The organism is Haloferula rosea (assembly GCF_016595525.1).
In the GTDB taxonomy this organism is placed as follows: domain Bacteria; phylum Verrucomicrobiota; class Verrucomicrobiia; order Verrucomicrobiales; family Akkermansiaceae; genus Haloferula; species Haloferula rosea.
The window spans coordinates 185639-199821 of the sequence record NZ_JAENII010000003.1; the positions used below are offsets into that span (position 1 = coordinate 185639).

Genomic DNA, 14183 nt, shown 5'->3' on the forward strand with positions numbered 1-14183 from the left:
ACTATAAGCCGGATTACTTCTTCACACCCACGGTCTTACGCTTGCCCTTACGGGTGCGTGCGTTCGTCCGAGTGCGCTGACCGCGAACCGGAAGACCACGCTTGTGACGGATGCCACGAACGCAGTTGATCGATGTCAGACGCTTGAGCTGAGATTGTTTTTCACGACGGAGATCACCCTCGATGATGATGCCTTCGCCTTGGATGACCGTGCCGATCTTGACCAGCTGGTCTTCGCTAAGCTGTCCGGTGCGCAGGTTCGGGTCGATGCCTGCTTGATCCAGAATGCGGGAAGCCGTCGTTGGGCCAATGCCGTAAATATACCGCAAAGACGCTTCGATGCGCTTTTCGTTGGGGATTTCGATGCCGAAAATTCGTGCCATGATACTCGGTGGTGAGCGGGATTCCGCCGCGCTCAGATGCCGACACGTCGTCGATCACCATAGCGGAGCGGGCGGGCTGTTTAGCAGAGGCGGAGGGTCTGACAAGTGGGAAATCGCAATTTTCCCGCGAAATTACCGGATTCCCCCATCCGGGCTCTGAAATCCTCCTTTTCGCGAAAAAACCCGCTGTCCTCGCGACTCGACAAAACGAAGCCTGATCCTAGCTTCGCTGCAAAGCTGAATCCTAGCCACTCATGGAAGAGACCGTAACCGACGCACCCGCCCCATCCCCCTCTGCTTCTCAATCCCAGCTTCCCCCGGACGATGTGGCGGCGATCGACGAACTCGGTCAAACCTACGCCGCCTTCAAGAAGGAGCTCAGCAAGGCCATCATCGGCCAGGAAGAGGTCATCGAACGGCTCGCCATCTGCCTCTTCGCCCGCGGCCACGCCCTCCTGATGGGTGTCCCCGGTCTGGCCAAGACCCTGCTCGTGTCATCGGTGGCGGAGACCTTCGACCTCAGCTTCAACCGGATTCAGTTCACTCCCGACCTCATGCCCGCCGACATCACCGGCACGGACATCATTCAGGAATCCGGCGCGGACGGCAAAAGGGAGTTCGAATTCGTCAAGGGCCCGGTCTTCGCCAATCTACTACTCGCGGATGAGATCAACCGTGCGCCAGCCAAGACGCAGTCCGCCATGCTGGAGGCGATGCAGGAACTCAAGGTGACCGTTCTCGGTCGCACCTACGACCTGAAGCCACCATTCTTCGTCCTCGCCACCCAGAACCCGGTCGAACAGGAAGGCACCTACCCGCTGCCCGAAGCCCAGCTCGACCGCTTCATGTTCCTGATCGACGTCGACTACCCGTCTGCGGAAGAGGAAAAGCAAATTGCCCGCGCGACCACCGGTTCTTCCAAACCCCAGCTCTCCCACCTGCTCGATGGCGAAAAGGTGATGGCTTATCAGGCACTGGTCCGTCGCGTTCCAGTGCCGGAGCACCTCTACGACTACGCCGTCTCGCTCGTACGCAAGACCCGCCCGAATCGGCCCGAGTCACCCGACTGGATCAACGACTACGTGGCCTGGGGTGCCGGCCCACGTGCCGTCCAATACCTCATTCTCGGTGCGAAAGCCCGCTGTGCGCTTCACGGCAACTACATGGCCAGCCTTGAAGACATCGCCGCGGTCGCTCCGTCGGTCCTCGGCCACCGGGTGCTCACGAACTTCGCCGCCGAATCCCAGGGCATGACATCGCAGAAGGTCGTCGAGAGACTGATCAAGGAGATGGACGAGGCCTGATCGACATTGGCCCGCCATCGGCCGGGTTTCCCGACCGAAGGTCATCCACTACCACCTGATGAACTACGATTTCCTCGATTCCGACCTGCTCTCGCGACTCGGCGCCCTGCCCGTGGAGTCGCGCATGCCCATGGTCGGCAACGTGGCCGGCAAACACCGGTCTCCGCATCGAGGCTCCTCGGTGGAATTCGCCGAATACCGGAAATACGTGCCCGGTGACGACACCCGCCGCCTCGACTGGAAGGCCTTCGCGCGGTCGGACCGGTTCTACATCAAGGAATTCGAAGCCGACACCAACCTACGTGCCTACTTCGTGGTCGACGCATCGGGCTCGATGAACTTCGCCGGCGAAGGCGAATCCAAAGTCGAGTACGCCCGCCGGATCGCCGCCTCCCTCTCCTACCTCCTGGTCAACCAGGGCGATGCCGCCGGACTTTCGCTGTGCACGGAAAAGCTGCACCTCGAGGTCCCGCCCAGCCGGCGCGCCGCCCACCTGCAGCGGATCTTCGAGACCCTCAAGGACCTCAAACCGGAAGGTGAGACCGGACTCGTCCCGGCGCTCCACCAGATCGCGGAGAAGATCGGCCAGCGTGCCTTTGTCGTGATCCTTTCCGATCTCTTCACGGATACCGACGAACTGGCGGACGCCCTCCAGCACCTCCGCTACCGGAAGCACGACATCTCGGTCTTCCACTTGATGGACCCGCAGGAGATCAAGTTCGACTTCGAGCGCCCTCACCGCTTCGTCGACCTCGAGGATGGTACGGCACTCGTCGTAGAACCCTCGCTCGTCGCCGAGGAATACCAGACCGCCCTCGGTGAGTTCATGACCAAGGTCCGCGACAAGTGCCACGACGCCAACGCCGACTACCAACTCGTCCCCACCGACACCCCCTTGGAGCCCCTGCTGCGCGAATTCCTCACCGCCAGGCTACCCAAAGGAAAATGATGCCCTTCGAATTCCGAATGCCAAAGTTTCAATGCCAACACTGAGAGAGTCATGGCTGAGTCCAACCCACCTTTCGAACTCGAGGAACGGACTTTCCAGTTCGCCCTTCGAGTTCGCCAATGCGTCAATGGCCATCCGTGGAGCAAGTCGCAATGGAAGGATCTGGATCAAGTTCTGCGATCCTCGGGATCCGTGGCTGCGAACTATTCAGAAGCCAACAATGCCTTCTCAAAAAAGGACTTTGCCCACCGCATCGGCGTGGCAAAGAAGGAAGCTGGCGAATCGAAGCTGTGGCTCCGACTGCTCGGCTGCACTTCCACGGCTGAAGACGCAAAAGACGAACTCAGGTCCCTTTACCAAGAAGCTGACGAACTCGTCCGCATCTTCTCAAAAATCCACAAATCATCCTCCGGAGGCTGAGCAAGTTTGGGCATTGGCACTTCGGAATTTGGCATTTCTTCAGTAGTTTTGACCTTCCTTCAATCAACCATGCTCTGGGGGCTGTTCGCCGCCAGCATCCCGGTGATCATCCACCTGCTGAACCGGCGACGCCATCGCACGGTGAAGTGGGCGGCCATGCAGTTCCTGCTGAAGGCCACTCGTGAATCACGCGGCAAGAAACGCCTGCGCCACATCCTCATCCTCACTTGCCGGGCCCTCGGCATCGCCGCCCTCGTGACGGCCGCCGCCCTGCCGGTCGTGAGTTCGTTCCTCGGACTGGGTGCCGGCAAGCCGGATCTCATCGTTCTCGTATTCGACCGCTCGGCCAGCATGGAGGGCAACCCGGCCAGCGGCAGCATCCCGCGCCGCGAGCTCGGATTGCAACGGGTCGTCAGCGCCTTGTCCGAAATGGACGGCAGCCGCGTCGTGCTGATGGATAGCGCCTCCGGTACACCTCAGGACCTGCCCTCCCCCGGCGTGATCGCCGAGTTGTCCGCCACCGCGGCCACCGACACCGCCGCCGACCTGCCCGGGCTGCTGAATGCCACAGCCGAATTCCTCGCCGCCACGCCGGCCAAAGCCGAAGTCTGGGTGGTGTCCGACCTGCAAGCTTCCAACTGGTCGCCCGACGACGATCGCTGGACCAGCATTCAGGCCGCCTTCAGCAACCTTTCCCAACCACCCCAACTCCGCATCCTCGCACTCGGTGGGGATGATGCGGCCAACCAGTCGATCCGCATCCTCGCCTCGCGGCGCTCCGGGGACCGACTGCTGCTCGATCTGGAAGTCACCCGCAGTGGCGATGCCACCAACCCTCTGAACCTCCAAGTCACCACCCAACTCAATGGAGCGAGCAATACGGACCCGATGACCATCGACGGTCAGCAATTCCGCTTCCAGAAATCGCTGGTGCTGGGTGACGAGGATGAATCCGGCTTCGGATGGGTATCCATCCCCGGCGACGGCAACCTGCGCGACAACGTGGCCTACTTCGCCTACGGACCCGCCCGCCCGCTGAAGTCCCTCGTCGTCAGCCCTGGCGGCGAATCCGCCGACTACCTGATGCTCGCCGCCGCTCCGGACCCATCCGGCATCCAGACGGTCGAGCGCATCGACGCCGCGGCATTCCCGTCGACCGATCAAAGCGGCATCGCCAGTATCTTTTGGGCCGCCCCACTGCCCGAAGGACCAAGCGCCGTCGAGCTCACCCGCTTCCTCGAGAACGGAGGACACGTGGTCTTCTTCCCACCTCTGGCCGACTCGGAATCTTCCTTCCTCGAAATCAATTGGTCTCCGATCACCCGCGCGGCTCAAGAGCAATTCTTCATCCTCGACAGCTGGGACCGGAAGGACGGATTGCTCCGCGACGGCATCGACGGCACGCCACTCTCCGGCGAACGCCTCCGCGCCATCCAGCGCCGGATCCCCGTCGGTGAGGCCTCCATTCTCAGTCGCTGGGACGATGCCGAGCCCTTCATGGTGCGGCGGGTGATCGGGCGGGGCACGGCGTGGTTCGTGGGCTCCACTCCTGATTACAAATGGTCGAACCTTGGCGACGCCGACGTCCTTCTACCCATCGTCCAGCGCGCGCTGGCAGCTGGGGCTGAACGTTTCGACTCCGGCTTCCTCGCTGAGCTCGGAAGCCCGGAGGCCGGCGGCGAACTCACCCAATCCCGCGAACGACTGGATGCCTACGTCACCAACACCAATGCGGATCCGGAGTTCGTGGCGGGCGTGTATCGACTCGATGACCGGACCATTGCCCTCAACCGCCCCGCCGAAGAAGACCTCTCAGGAGTGCTCGGTAGCGAGGCCCTGGACCGCATCCTCGAAGGCACCCGCTACTCGCTCTTCGAAGACACCAGCAGTTCCGCCCGCGAAAGCATCTCGCGAGGCGTCTGGCGCAGTTTCCTGATTGCGATGCTCTTCTTCTTGCTTGCCGAAGCGCTGCTTTGCCTGCCGAAGCGCCAGCCTCCCACCTTTCACGCCACACCAGGCGCCGCGTCACCCACCGCCCGCTGAAACGCCCCGCCGCCTGACTGCCACTCACCTCCACTCCCTTGTCTTTCTCCATCCAGAACCTGCACTTCTCGCCCACTCCCCTCACCCTCGGGATCGGGCTGATCACGCTGATCGCCGTCGCGGCACTCTGCCTGCTTGCCTGGCACCGCAGCGTCCACCGCGGACGCACAGGCGCCCTGGAAGCTCTGCGCTTCCTGATCACCCTGATCGTGGTCCTTCTTCTGTGGAAACCCGAGTGGCGCACGGTCCTCAACCCCGAAAGCATGCCACGCGTCGCCATTCTGACCGACGCCTCGGGATCGATGACCACCATCGATGCCGAGCTCCCGCTGACACTCAGCCCCACTCAGGAAATCGTCTCACGCAGCGAGTGGGTGGAGCAGATCAACAATGACGATCTCGAGGCCTCCCTGCGTGCCGATGGAAGCAACGAGCTCATCCAACGGAACATCGCCGCACCCCCGAAGGACGAAGGAGAACTCGCCGGCACGGATCTCACCCAACCCATCACCGAACTCCTCGAAACCGAGGGCAACCTGCGCGCGGTCGTCCTCTTCTCCGATGGCGATTTCAACCTCGGCCAACCGCCGGTGGTCGGCGCCCAGAAACTGCTGCAGCGCGGCGTGCCGCTCTTCACCATCCCCGTCGGCAGTAGCAAGCGCCTTCCCGACCTCGACCTCCTTTCCGTCACGGCTCCCACTTACGGCATCGTCGGGGAAAACGTGCAGATCCCCTTTTCCGTGCGCTCGTCCCTCGAACGCGAAGTCCGCACGGTCGTCCGAATCCGCGATGAGAATGGCGTCGAGCGCACCAAGGAGCTCACCCTGCCACCCGGTGAGATCACCTACGACTCCATCCTCTGGAAGATCGAAAGCGAGGGCTCGAACACCCTCGAGCTCTCCATCCCCTTCGCCGATGGCGAGAGGATCGATTCGAACAACATGCGCAAGTTCACCCTGTCCGGTCGACCCGAGTCGATCAAGGTGCTGGTGATCGACTCCCTGCCCCGCTGGGAGTACCGCTACCTGCGCAACGCCCTGTCCCGCGACCCGGGCGTCGAGCTCTCCTGCCTCCTGTTCCACCCCAGCCTCGGAATGGGCGACGGGCCGGACTACATCGAGGAGTTTCCCGAGAAACCGGAAGATCTCGCCCAGTACGACGTCATCATGCTTGGCGATGTCGGTGTCGGAGGTGGCCAACTCACCACCGACCAATGCGCGATGATCGCAGGACTGGTCGAGAACCAGGCCAGCGGCGTCGTCTTCCTCCCCGGACCGAAGGGCCACCAGCGCAGCCTGCTGGAAACCGAACTCGGTCCCCTGATCCCCGTCACGCTCGATCCGGACCAGCCCAATGGCATCGTCGACCCGATCGCCTCGCCACTCGAGCTCACCGGCGAGGGCAGGGGCTCGCTGCTCACCCTGCTTGCCGATACCGAAGAGGCCAATCCCGACGTCTGGCGCTCGCTGCCCGGATTCTACTGGCACTCCGCCGCACTCAAGGCCAAGGGCGGCACCGAAGTGCTCGCCGTGCATTCGAACCGCCGCACCAACTTCGGCCCCACCCCCATCATCGTCACCTCGGCCGCAGGGAATGGCAAAGTCCTCTACATGGGCATCGACTCCGCGTGGCGCTGGCGGCGCGGCGTTGAAGACAAATACCACTACCGCTTCTGGGGGCAGGTCGCCCGCTGGATGTCCTACCAGCGGAACATGGCGGCCGGCCAACGCATCCGACTCTACTTTACGCCCGAACGCCCCGTTCCCGGCGACACGGTCACCCTCAACGCCAATGCATTCGATCCCAACGGGGCCCCACTCGAGGAAGGGCAGGTCCTGATCGATGCCACCCTGCCCGATGGCCGCGTCGAGCAACTGGCCCTTGAGCAGAATGACACCGGCTGGGGAGCCTTCAGTGGACGCCTCCGCATCACCCAACCGGGCGAATGGAAACTCGCTGCCCGCATCGCAGGAGACGAGTCGGAGCCGGTGCAGACCAAGCTCCTTGCCCAGGGCGTGGAACTCGAAAAGGTCGGCCAACCCGCCAAACCCGGAGTCCTCGAGGAAATGGCACGCATCGCCCGCGGCCGCATGATCGAACCATCGCAGCTCGCCGACCTGGTCCGGGAAGTCCAGGCCTTGCCCGACCCGAAACCCATCGAGAACCGGGTCTCCCTCTGGTCCCACTGGCTGACCCTGACCCTCGTCATCCTGCTGCTTTCCGTATTCTGGATCGGCCGGAAACTGAACGGAACCTTCTGAGCGAAGCTCGGCTGAACCCGGCCCAGCGTTTGCCCCCGTGCGCGCGGGATTGAAAACTCACGATTCCTCGTGCATGGTCCCTCCGTGCTTCGATTCATCCTCGCCATTTCCCTCACCGCATCCTGCTTCGCCGAGTCGCCCCCACCGGTCGATGATGGCGTGCAGGTGTCCGTGCTGGGCTACCACGATTTTTCGGAAAGCGACGAGGAAACCCAGATGAAGATCCGGACCTCGAAGTTCCGGCTCCAGATGGAAACCCTCCGCGAGCTTGGCCTTGAAGTCATCTCCATGGCCGACTTCCAGGCTTGGAAGCGCGGTGAGAAAAGCATTCCCGAACGAAGCGTCGTCATCACCATCGATGACGGCTGGAAATCGGTCTACACCGAGGCCTTTCCCGTGCTGAAGGAGTTCGGCTATCCCTTCACCCTCTTCCTCTACAAGAACTACGTCGACGGCGGTGGGAAGGCACTGACCACCCCGATGATCGAGGAAATGATCAAGCATGGCGCCACCATCGGCAGCCACTCCGTCAGCCACCCCTACCCCGGAACCGTCAAAAACTCCCGCGCCCAAGGCCCCGACGCCTACGACGAGTTCCTTCGCAACGAGATGGGAGAATCCAAGAGATTCCTCGAAGCCAAGTTTGGCGATGCCGTCACCACCTACGCCTACCCCGGCGGCTTCCACACCCAGGAAATGCACCCTCTTGCCGAAGAGTTCGGCTACCAGCACCTGTTCACCGTGCTGCCGGGAAAAGTGAAGCGCCACAGCCCGGATGCCACCCTGCCCCGCTACATCATCCTCGGCACCCACGACCCCATCTTCGAGCTCGCCACCCAGTTCACCGGCGCGCTCACCTCCTCCAGCAGCGACCCGACCAAACCACCCGCCACCGTGCCATTCCCCGTCAGTCCGGATTCCGGGGCCATCATCGAGGACCGGCTCCCCGTGATCTCGGTCGACCTGTCAGACGCCGGCGCCATCGATCCGGAATCACTGGTGATGAAGGTCTCAGGCTTCGGCAAGGTCCCCGCCGCCTGGAACCCCGACGACCAGATGCTCCGCTGGAAGACCAATCGCAAGCTCCGCCTGCCCCACTATCAGGTGCAGGTGACCTGGAAGGACGACCAGGGCGAAGCCCCCGAAAAGCCGCTGCGCTGGAATTTCCAGATCGACCCGGAGGCCGCCTACGTGCCCAAGGTCATCGACTGAGCTGCATACCCCCGAATCCGCGCGCATTTCCGCTTTGCGCCATCGGTCACTTGGCGGTTCACTCTCCCCGCTGCCGGTTCATCGGCTCGCCGCACCCCTTTCCCGCCCACATCCACCATGTTCTCCGCTCTTTCCGACTCTCTCGACAAAACCTTCCGCAACCTCCGTGGCGTCGGAAAAATTTCCGAGAAGAACATCACCGATGCCCTTCGCGAGATCCGGCTCGCACTGCTCGAAGCCGACGTGGAATTCAGCGTCGCCAAGACCTTCATCGAGCACGTCAAGGAACAGGCGATGGGCGCCGAGGTGCTCAAGTCGATCAAGCCCGGCGAACAGATCGTCAAGATCTTCCACGACGAACTCGCCGCCCTGCTTGGTGACGATCAGGTGCCCCTCAATCTGGAAGGCACCGCGCGCATCCTCATGTGCGGCCTGAATGGTGCCGGTAAAACCACCACCTCCGGCAAACTCGCCAATCGGCTCAAGCGCGAAGGCCGCAAGCCACTGCTCATCGCCTGCGACCTCTACCGCCCGGCCGCCATCGATCAGCTGGCCACCGTCGCAGGACAGATCGACGTCCCCGTCTACACCCCGGATGCCTCGGAGAAGGATGTCGTCAAGGTCGCCAAGGACGCCCTCGCCTGGGCAGATTCCCAGGATGGCGACGTCCTCATCTTCGACACCGCCGGCCGCCAGGAAATCGATGACGTGCTGGTCGCCGAACTCAAGCGCCTGCACGACTTCGTCCAACCGCAGGAAACCCTGCTCATCGCCGATGCCGCCACCGGTCAGGGTGCCGTCTCGGTCGCTCGCCACTTCGATGAAGCCGTCGGCATCACCGGCATCATCCTGACCAAGCTCGATGGCGACGCCCGGGGTGGCGCCGCCCTTTCGATGCGTGCCGTCACCGGCAAGCCGATCAAATACGCCGGTGAAGGCGAGAAACTCGACCAGCTGTTCGAGTTCCACCCCGACCGCATGGCCGACCGAATCCTCGGCATGGGCGACGTCGTCGGCATGGTCGAGCAGGTCGCCACTCAGATCGACGAGAAGGACGCCATGAAGTCGATGGAGCGCATGGCCTCCGGCAAGTTCGACTTCTACGACTTCCTCGATCAGATGAAGATGATCGGCAAGCTCGGCGACATGAAGGGCTTGATGTCGATGCTGCCGGGCTTCAACAAGATCAAGAAGCAACTTCCTGATGCTGCATTCGACCCGAAACGCCTCAAACGTACGGAAGCCATCGTACTTTCGATGACTCCCGACGAACGTCGACGCCCGGAAATCATCAAGGGATCCCGCAGGAAGCGGATCGCCGCCGGATCCGGCTCCACACTGGTCGACGTGAATCGCCTGCTGAAGCAGTTCGGCGACATGCGCAAGATGATGCGCTCCCCGAAGAAGATGCAGAAAATGATGGGCGGCATGGGCATGCCCGGAATGGGTGGCGGCGCAGGTGGATTCCCCGGCATGGGCGGCGGAGGCGCCGGCATGCCCGACATGAGCGAACTCGGCGACATCGACAGCCTCCTCAAAGGCATGGGCGGTGGTGGTGGTGGTGGTGGCGGAGCCAAAGGCCGTGGCAGCAAGGGCAAGAAGAAGCGTCGCCGTTGATCCCCCGGGGGACGACTGGGAAACACCCGACCCGAAGACCCGGCCGAGCCTCACCGCAGCCGACCCGGCCGCAGCGTCATACCGCGTATCACGCACGCCCATCCCAGCAGATGCCCGAGTCCGCAGTAGACCCGCTTGGTCATGTTGAACGGTTCGTCGAAGTAGCACATGGTCACAATCACGCCATGCGAGGCGCGGACGGCCGCCGCGCGATCGCGCTCCAATTGCTCCCAGTAGCCCATGCCGAGCCACCCCGCTGACAGCAGGATCAAGGCAAACCCCACGACAACCAGCCCCCTCTTACGGTTGCGGAGTTTCCACGCTGCCACCAGATCGCGTGCATCCATTCCTCCTCTCTATCAGACTCAAGCGCCCGAGCGCAATCCGGAGTGCGGATGGTGAGCAGTCTTCACTCGGCCGGAACCTCCAACGATGACGTCCGGCGAAGTCGAACGATCAACGCCTCGTTGTCGTCATCTTCAGCCAAACAGGCATCGACCTGATAGTCTCCGGGTTCGAGTCTCTCTACAATCTTTGCCTCTCCATCACCTGGCCGCCCCAACGCATCCATGATCGTCACGGAGGAAGATCGAATGCGGAGGACGCAAGATTCATCCCATACCTCCCTCGCCGCGACGGTTTCAGCAAAGCGAATAAGATCCTCCTCGGACTCGGCTGCCACCCACTGAACCACCAGTCCTCCATCGAACAGGCTCCTCCAGAGCAAGTCACTTGGCTCATCGGAAATCCGCAGCACCTCGGAGCCTTCGAAATCAAACCTCTCAATGAGGCTCCCTCCTTTACAGACCCTCCCGTAGAGCCCTCGCTTAGGATCAGGATCCGGGCCAATTCCACGGACCCAGTCATTCATCCTATCGTCCTGAACCAGCACGTAAGGCCCACCTAAACTCGATGCACTATTCACTTCGAGAGAAGCTACAAACCTCGTTCTCCCCTCCAAGCCCTCAGGTAGGATCGCAGAAAATTCTTCTTCTCATACCTGGCGTCTACCCGCCCTCCCTGACTTCACCAAAACTCATTACGACCTGCTTCGGGGTCACGACATCGAGTCGACCGCCCCGATGCACTGCATCGAGTTCATACCCCGCGTAGTGCAGCGCCGCGATCACCAGGGTCGCGCAGCTGTAGCGGTTGCCGATTTCCTCCCTGCTTTCAGGCCGCCAGGGTGAGTTCTTCAAGCCGAGGACTCCCGCATAGTCGTAGGCCTTCTTCGGGTTGGATGCCGTTTCGACCACACGCTGCACGAACTCCTTGAGCCGCTCCTGATCCACCGTCCCCGATGGCGGCCGGAAGACGTTCCAGGATTTGCCCTCAAGATAGTCCAACCCCGCGTCCACATTCGCCGCCTGACCCATCGCGAGTTGCAGCAGGCGGAGCTCACCCGACTGACCCGGCGCCTCGACCACCAGCGCGAGGTGACCGTATTGAAACAACTCGTAGGGAACCTTCTGGATCACGCCTCGGCGAAGATACGAGAGGGCATCGTCATGACTCATCCAGAATGCGACCACGTCCCCCGCCTGGAGCTCATCCGCGGCCACCTCCACCCTCTCCATCCGAGCCTGTGCGCCCAGATGGGAAACCGGCGAAGATTCCAAAAACGAAAACGGCACGCGCCCACGGTGGATGCCGTCACCACCACACGACACCGTCGCCCAGAGCGTCATGAATCCTGCCACCAAAAGCCCTCGCTCCCGGCACCACTTCGCGATCCTTCTTCGCATTTCCATCATGCGGAAATACCACGCCCGGCCCCATTTCACCGAATCGAAGAACCCTCACGAAACATCGATCATATTGATACTTTGAATCTGGATTGATGTTTCCCTTCGAGGGCGTGAGCCTTCCGCGGTGCTGATCGTCTTCCACAAACCTTACGGGGTGCTCTGCCAGTTCACCCAGGACCAGCCCGGCCAGCGGACCCTCGCGGACTTCGGCTTCCCCAAGAACGTTTGGCCAATCGGACGTCTCGACATGGATTCCGAGGGACTTCTGTTGTTTTCCGATGAGAAAGCCCTCGTCGACCGACTCCTCAATCCCCGCGCGAAACAACCGAAAACCTACCTCGCCCAGGTCGAGGGCATCCCCGATTCGAAGGCACTCACCAAACTGTCGGACGGCACGCTCCACATCAAGGGGCATCGATGCCGGCCGGCACGCGCCCATCTCCCGGACCCCCAGCCAGCCATCCCGCCACGCGATCCACCCATCCGTGTCCGGGCCAGCATCCCGGACCGCTGGATCACCCTCACCCTCACGGAAGGCAAGAACCGGCAGGTGCGACGCATGACCGCCGCCGTCGGCCACCCAACCTTGCGCCTGATCCGCATCGCCATCGGCGATCTCGAGCTCGGTGAACTTGAATCCGGAGTGTGGCAGGAAGCAGACGCCACCCAACGGCAGCAGCTCGGGCTCAGAGTTTGACCCCGAAGAAATCCTCCATGACCTGGCGGTAGACCTCACGCTTGAAGGTCGGGAGCCACTTCAGATCAAAATCCTTCGGATCGATCCACTTGTAGTTCTCGAACTCCGGCGGGTCCTGATCCACATCCACCTCCGGCGCGCTCTTCCGCACCCGGCACAGGTAGTAAACCTGTTCCTGCCCATGGCATCCATGCTTGCGGGCCTTCTTCGCCCGCACCTCTTCAGGATAAAGGTAGCGGTAGCCTTCCTTCGAAGACACGATCTCATAGTGCTTCGGCTTGAGCCCGATCTCTTCCCTCACCTCACGGAAAAGGGCCTCCTTGAAGGACTCTCCTGCATCCACACCACCCTGGGGAAACTGCCAAGCACCCGGATTCTTCCAGCGTTCACAAATCAGAAGCTGGCCGTCCGCGCGAGTCATCAGAGCAGCGACATTCGGTCGAAATCGAACCACGAAGCTGATCTGACCCTCCCCGCCCCGCAATCTCAATACTTAAGTTTGCCTAAATACCGAAATCTCTAGCTGGCAATCGACGTTCTCCTGTTATCCTATGACTACCATGAAACGATTTCTTGTCGCCCTGCCCGCCCTCGTGATCGCCCTGTCGATCCCAAGCATCACTCCGATCTCCGCGCAGAATGCCAACAACAACGAGGAAGAGGAAACCCGAGCCAAGGAGAGCGAAGGCCCCCGCCGCTTCTGGCAGGCCAGCATTCCCGGAGGCCACTACATGGTGGCCCTGGATCGCATCAGCAACATCAGCATGCATGAGTATGTCCTCGACGGAAACCTCGTCGTCAACGAGGTGACCATCGACACCGTCGGCCGTGCCATCGCACGCTTTTACTACATCGAGCCTCTGTCCGATTCGATGGGGCGCAGCGAGATCACCCGCACCGTCGACAAGGGCCGGGAGCTCATCGAGCGAGCCGGACAACGGGTCGGCACCGACGCCCACAACATGGCGCAGAAGAACTACCCCACCACCACCCACGCCGGCATGGTCGAATACCGCATCCTCGATCTCCGCGATCTGGACGCCCTCTACGACAGCTTGAGAAAGGCATGGGAAAGCGGCAAAGGCCGCAAGCTGACGATCAAGTGATTCCCCCCGTCACCCACAAGCTCCACGGACCGCCACCAGCGATTTGAAAGCGAGCTCGATCCTGACCTGGCTCGGAATCGCCGTCGCGAGCATCAGCCACCTTCTCGTCGGTGCCGCCATTTCGTCGACCGGCAAGATCATCGTCCGCCTCTATGCCGATCTGCAGGAAGTGGAGCTTCCATGGATCTCGGCGCGACTGATCCCTTACGCCGAAAGCGGGCTGTCGCTGGGAACCGGAGCCTTGCTGGCCGTCCTCACCGCCACACTTCTGGGTTTACTCAACCTCAAGGAGAAGCTTCGGCACTTCCTGCCCATCGCCCTTGCTCTTTCAATGGTCGTTGCGGTTGTTCACCTCGCCGCTTGCTGGTTCGCCACGAGCCTGCCGCTTTTGAAAATCACAACCGAGATCACCCCTTAGGACGGCCTCTCAGCTGCGGCTCACAT

General features: G+C 61.9%; 15 protein-coding genes. 10 read left to right on the top strand and 5 right to left on the bottom strand.

Annotated features, from left to right (window positions below; translation table 11 throughout):
* Positions 1-13 precede the first annotated feature (13 nt).
* Positions 14-382: a 30S ribosomal protein S13 gene (gene rpsM / locus JIN81_RS05210; protein ID WP_200277321.1), complete on the bottom strand. Its 369-nt coding sequence runs from the start codon at positions 380-382 to the stop codon at positions 14-16.
* Between the two features lie 254 nt (positions 383-636).
* Here rpsM and JIN81_RS05215 point away from each other — a divergent pair, with 254 nt between their 5' ends.
* The 7 genes from JIN81_RS05215 to ffh all read left to right on the top strand — a co-directional run bounded on the left by JIN81_RS05215 (position 637) and on the right by ffh (position 10188).
* Positions 637-1686, top strand: coding sequence for an AAA family ATPase (locus tag JIN81_RS05215; protein ID WP_200277322.1), 1050 nt, complete (start codon positions 637-639; stop codon positions 1684-1686).
* Between the two features lie 58 nt (positions 1687-1744).
* Positions 1745-2635, top strand: coding sequence for a DUF58 domain-containing protein (locus JIN81_RS05220; protein ID WP_200277323.1), 891 nt, complete (start codon positions 1745-1747; stop codon positions 2633-2635).
* 51 nt (positions 2636-2686) lie between these two features.
* Entirely contained in the window at positions 2687-3055 is a 369-nt protein-coding gene (locus JIN81_RS05225; RefSeq protein ID WP_200277324.1) for a four helix bundle protein, read from the top strand.
* A gap of 48 nt (positions 3056-3103) precedes the next feature.
* Positions 3104-5098, top strand: a complete 1995-nt coding sequence (locus tag JIN81_RS05230) for a BatA domain-containing protein (protein ID WP_267907956.1) — start codon at positions 3104-3106, stop codon at positions 5096-5098.
* Positions 5099-5136: 38 nt separating this feature from the next.
* The gene (locus JIN81_RS05235; RefSeq protein ID WP_200277326.1) at positions 5137-7359 is read left to right on the top strand and encodes a hypothetical protein; all 2223 of its coding nucleotides are present in this window, start codon (positions 5137-5139) and stop codon (positions 7357-7359) included.
* Positions 7360-7443: 84 nt separating this feature from the next.
* Positions 7444-8571, top strand: a complete 1128-nt coding sequence (locus JIN81_RS05240; RefSeq protein WP_200277328.1) for a polysaccharide deacetylase family protein — start codon at positions 7444-7446, stop codon at positions 8569-8571.
* A 117-nt stretch (positions 8572-8688) separates the two neighbouring features.
* A complete protein-coding gene (gene ffh / locus JIN81_RS05245; protein WP_200277330.1) occupies positions 8689-10188 on the top strand; it encodes a signal recognition particle protein in 1500 nt (499 codons plus the stop codon).
* A 50-nt stretch (positions 10189-10238) separates the two neighbouring features.
* Here the strand turns inward: ffh and JIN81_RS05250 are convergent, their stop codons facing one another.
* From JIN81_RS05250 to JIN81_RS05260, 3 genes are all read right to left on the bottom strand, one after another.
* A complete protein-coding gene (locus JIN81_RS05250) occupies positions 10239-10535 on the bottom strand; it encodes a hypothetical protein (protein WP_200277332.1) in 297 nt (98 codons plus the stop codon).
* Positions 10536-10597: 62 nt separating this feature from the next.
* Entirely contained in the window at positions 10598-11113 is a 516-nt protein-coding gene (locus tag JIN81_RS05255; RefSeq protein WP_325100855.1) for an Imm21 family immunity protein, read from the bottom strand.
* Between the two features lie 82 nt (positions 11114-11195).
* Positions 11196-11933, bottom strand: coding sequence for a hypothetical protein (locus JIN81_RS05260; protein ID WP_234044500.1), 738 nt, complete (start codon positions 11931-11933; stop codon positions 11196-11198).
* Positions 11934-12060: 127 nt separating this feature from the next.
* Here JIN81_RS05260 and JIN81_RS05265 point away from each other — a divergent pair, with 127 nt between their 5' ends.
* Complete coding sequence (locus tag JIN81_RS05265) at positions 12061-12633, top strand: pseudouridine synthase (RefSeq protein WP_200277338.1); 573 nt, start codon at positions 12061-12063, stop codon at positions 12631-12633.
* Here JIN81_RS05265 and JIN81_RS05270 read toward each other — a convergent pair.
* The gene (locus tag JIN81_RS05270) at positions 12623-13087 is read right to left on the bottom strand and encodes an NUDIX domain-containing protein (RefSeq protein WP_200277340.1); all 465 of its coding nucleotides are present in this window, start codon (positions 13085-13087) and stop codon (positions 12623-12625) included. The genes JIN81_RS05265 and JIN81_RS05270 overlap by 11 nt on opposite strands.
* 106 nt (positions 13088-13193) lie before the next feature.
* Between JIN81_RS05270 and JIN81_RS05275 the strand changes: the two genes are divergently transcribed.
* Both JIN81_RS05275 and JIN81_RS05280 read left to right on the top strand, forming a co-directional pair.
* Complete coding sequence (locus JIN81_RS05275; protein WP_200277342.1) at positions 13194-13739, top strand: hypothetical protein; 546 nt, start codon at positions 13194-13196, stop codon at positions 13737-13739.
* Positions 13740-13782: 43 nt separating this feature from the next.
* Positions 13783-14157 (top strand): hypothetical protein, encoded by a 375-nt coding sequence (locus JIN81_RS05280; RefSeq protein WP_200277344.1) that lies wholly within the window; start codon positions 13783-13785, stop codon positions 14155-14157.
* Positions 14158-14183 lie beyond the last annotated feature (26 nt).